The 3,582-nt window shown below is 73.0% G+C and carries 2 protein-coding genes; one reads left to right on the top strand and one right to left on the bottom strand.

What is annotated here, in order from left to right; translation table 11 throughout:
* On the bottom strand, nucleotides 1-783 hold a 783-nt coding region (locus ACFV1L_RS09665; protein ID WP_380364525.1), incomplete at its 3' end, for a C40 family peptidase.
* A 459-nt stretch (nucleotides 784-1,242) separates the two neighbouring features.
* Here ACFV1L_RS09665 and ACFV1L_RS09660 point away from each other — a divergent pair.
* Nucleotides 1,243-3,369, top strand: coding sequence for an alkaline phosphatase family protein (locus ACFV1L_RS09660; RefSeq protein WP_380364523.1), 2,127 nt, complete (start codon nucleotides 1,243-1,245; stop codon nucleotides 3,367-3,369).
* The last annotated feature ends 213 nt before the right edge of the window (nucleotides 3,370-3,582 follow it).

Genomic DNA, 3,582 nt, shown 5'->3' with positions numbered 1-3,582 from the left:
CGACACCTCACGGCCCCACGCCTTGCAGTACACGTAGTTGGTGCCCTGGTACAGCGTCCCGGTGCCGGTGGTCGAGGTCGGCGAACCGTACACCGGCGCGTCGGCGAAGGTGTCCACCCAGTACTGGCCGCCGCCCGCCGGGGGCGGGTTCGGCACCGGGGCGGAGTTGCCGGCCCCGTAGAGCCGGATGGCGCCGTAGTAGTCGCCGTGCGAGGACAGCGCCGCCACCTGGACGTGGCCGCCGGAGTACGGGGCCTCGACGATCCAGCCCTGCCCGAGGTACATCGCCACGTGGTGGATGGTGGAGGCGGTGCCGCCGAAGAACACCAGGTCGCCGGGGAGTAGCGGCGCGGTGCCGTCGGCCCGGTAGTAGCGGGCGACGGCCCTGGAGGTCGGCCACTGGGTCCGGGTGGTGCCGTTGATGACGTCCGCGCCGACCGCCAGGTAGTAGGCGTAGCGGACCATGCCGGAGCAGTCCAGGCCGCGGACGTTGCAGTCGTTCGGGGCGCCGTTGGACGGGTCGCAGAGCCCGTACGTCGGGCCGGGCTGCGAGCCGTGGCCGCCGCCCCACGAGTACGGGGTGCCGATCAGCCCGCAGGCGGAGCGGACGGCGGCGGTCGCCTGCGACGCCGCGCCGGTGGACAGCACCCCGCAGGCGGGCGCGGCCCGGGCCGCCTGGGCGCCGGCGAAGAACACGCCGACCGAGACCAGCACCGACAGCAGGGCGGCCCACCGCAGCGGGGCGACCAGCCACCGCGACAGAGGCTTTACGCGTGTAGTCATAGCCGCGGATCCTTCCGGCGGCACTGACGGCGCATCAATAGGACGGCGGCACACCGGACTTGCGGCCCTCTGGTCGCCGCCCACATGGCGGCGCCCCGCCCCGGCTGCCGACCCCGGCGGCACGGCGCCCGGTCGGCGGCATGCGGGCCGCCGCCCAGCCTGTCGCCGTCTCGCCGATCCGCCGTGCGAACAAGGAAATCGACGCTGCACCGCGGCAGTTGCGCGCCCGCGCCGCGCCTCGGCCGGACCGTCCGACGGGCGGGCGGGCACCGGGATCGCGCAGGTGCGGGGCCCTCGGGGCGCTCCAGTTGGCCGGACAACTCTTCACCCGGGCGCCCCGCAATGTTGCTCGAACCGACGCCTCCTCGACGGCCGGCACTTCTTGAGCCGGCACCGTCCGGCCTGCCATCCTGACGCGCGCCACCCGTCCACCCCTCCCACCCTCAGGAGGCCCTCCCCATGCGGAAGTTGTCCGCACACCGGCGCCACCGGCGGCTGCCCCTGCTGCTGCTCGCCGTCGTGGCCCTGCTCGCACCGGCCGTGTCGACCCCGGCCGCGGCCGCGGGCAGCTCGATCGGCCTTCCCGCCACCAGCTACGTCCAGGGGCAGACCTCGGCGCTGGCGGTCACGTACAGCACTGCCCGGGCCTCGTCCACCAACTGGGTCGGCATCTACTCGACCGACCCCGCCAAGGGCCCCGGCAGCGGAACGGCCTCGCTGGCCTGGGCGTACGCCCCGAACAGCAGCGGCACGGTGACCGTGGCTGCGGGCTCGCTGCAGCCCGGCAGCTACCTGGCCTACCTGCTCGCCGACAACGGCTACACGCCGCTGGCCCCGCCGGTGCTGTTCACCGTGACGTCCGCGACCGTGCTCGGCACCCAGAACAGCATGCTGTGCCTCGGCCGGGCCACCGTCCCGCAGGGCGTGCCGGTGACGGCCTCCTACGGCACCGGCCGGGTGTCCGCGACCAACTGGATCGGCCTCTACCCCGACAACGGCACACAGCCCGGCGGCAGCCCCGCGCTCGTCTGGAGCTACGCGCCGAACGGCACCGGCTCGGTGGTGCTCGCCACCGACGCCCTCGCCCCGGGCGCGTACGTCGCCGACTACCTCGCCGACGACGGCTACACGGCGCTCGCCCGTCCCGCCCGCTTCACCGTCACCGCGCCCGGCGCCGACAGCCCCAACCTGATCGTCAACGGCGACGCCGAGTGCGCGGACGCCTCCGTGAGCGGCTACGACGCCGTGACGCTCCCCGGCTGGCAGGCCACCGGCGTGCCCACCGCCGTGGCGTACGGCGCACCGAACGGCTTCCCGTCGAACAGCACCGCCGGGCCGGGCAACCGCGGCGGCGCGTTCTTCTCCGGCGGCCCGGTCGGCAGTTCGGCGCTCACCCAGACCGCCGACGTGTCGGCGGCGGCCGGGCAGATCGACGGCGGCGGCGTGACCTACAACCTCTCGGGCTGGCTGGGCGGCTACGCCACGGAGAACTCCACCGCCACCCTCACGGCGACCTTCCTGAACGGCAGCGGAGCCTCCCTCGGCAGCAGCCGGATCGGCCCGGTCACCGCCACCGACCGCGGCCTGTCCACCGCGCTGCTCCAGCGCACCGCCACCGGCACCCTGCCCGCCGGCACCCGCAGCATCGGCATCGCCCTCCAGCTGACCCGCGAGGCGAGCCGCACCGGCAAGGCCTACAACGACGCCTACGCGGACAACCTCTCGCTCACCCTGTCGGCCGCCGTCCCCGCGCCCGCCGTGCCGGCGCCGGTCGCCTCCCACGTCCCGGCCCTGGACCACGTGTTCTTCGTGATGCTGGAGAACCGCTCGTTCGACCAGGTGATCGGCAACTCCGCCGCGCCCTACCTGACCCAGCTGGCCAACAGCAACGTCACGCTCACCCAGTCCTACGGCGTCGTGCACCCCAGCGACCCCAACTACCTTGCCGTGGCGGGCGGTTCGACCTTCGGCCGGACCGACAACCCCTACCCCGCGCTGACCGGAGCGGTCACCGCCCCGCACCTCGGCAACCTGGTGGAGCAGGCCGGCAAGTCCTGGCGCGGCTACGTCGAGGACATGAAGTCGCCGTGCAACCTGAGCTCCAACGGCAACTACGACGCCGACAACGTCCCGTTCGTGTACTTCAAGGACGTCACCGGCAACGCGGCCCGCTGCCAGGACAAGCTGCAGCCGATCACCCGGCTCTGGTCCGACCTGCAGAGCACCGCCACCACACCCGAGTTCGTCTGGTTCGAGCCCAACAGCTGCAACACCATGCACAATTGCAGCGTCACGACCGGCGACACCTGGATGCAGGCCAACCTCCCGAAGCTGTTCGCCTCCCCCGCCTGGACGCAGCAGCGCTCGCTGCTCGTCGTCACCTTCGACGAGGACGACGACAGCCACGGCCAGCGCATCCCCACCCTCGTGGCAGGCTCCCCCGGCCTCACCAAAACCGGCTACCGCTCCGCCACCCAGTACAACCACTACAGCGTCCTGCGCACCATCGAGGACGGCCTGCGCCTCCCCGGCCGCCTGACCCAGAACGACCAGTACGCGACCCCGCTCAACGACATCTGGACCTGACGCCCCACAACCCGTCCGACACCTACGACGCCCGGCAGGCCGGCACGCCCGCCGGGCGTCGCCGTGCCCGCGGCCGCCACGGCGTCGCCGGGGACTTCACCGCCTGCCGCAACAACACCGCTTCCTAATGTCGTTGTCAAGCTGTCTCGGTCACTGGAGGTGTGACGTGGTAGCACCGTCGGTCACGGATCAGCGCCCACAGGACGTTGACCC

This window comes from Kitasatospora sp. NPDC059646, from assembly GCF_042734615.1.
GTDB lineage: Bacteria > Actinomycetota > Actinomycetes > Streptomycetales > Streptomycetaceae > Kitasatospora.
Note: the sequence above shows the minus strand (reverse complement) of the source record. Positions and strands in the feature narration are given on the sequence as shown.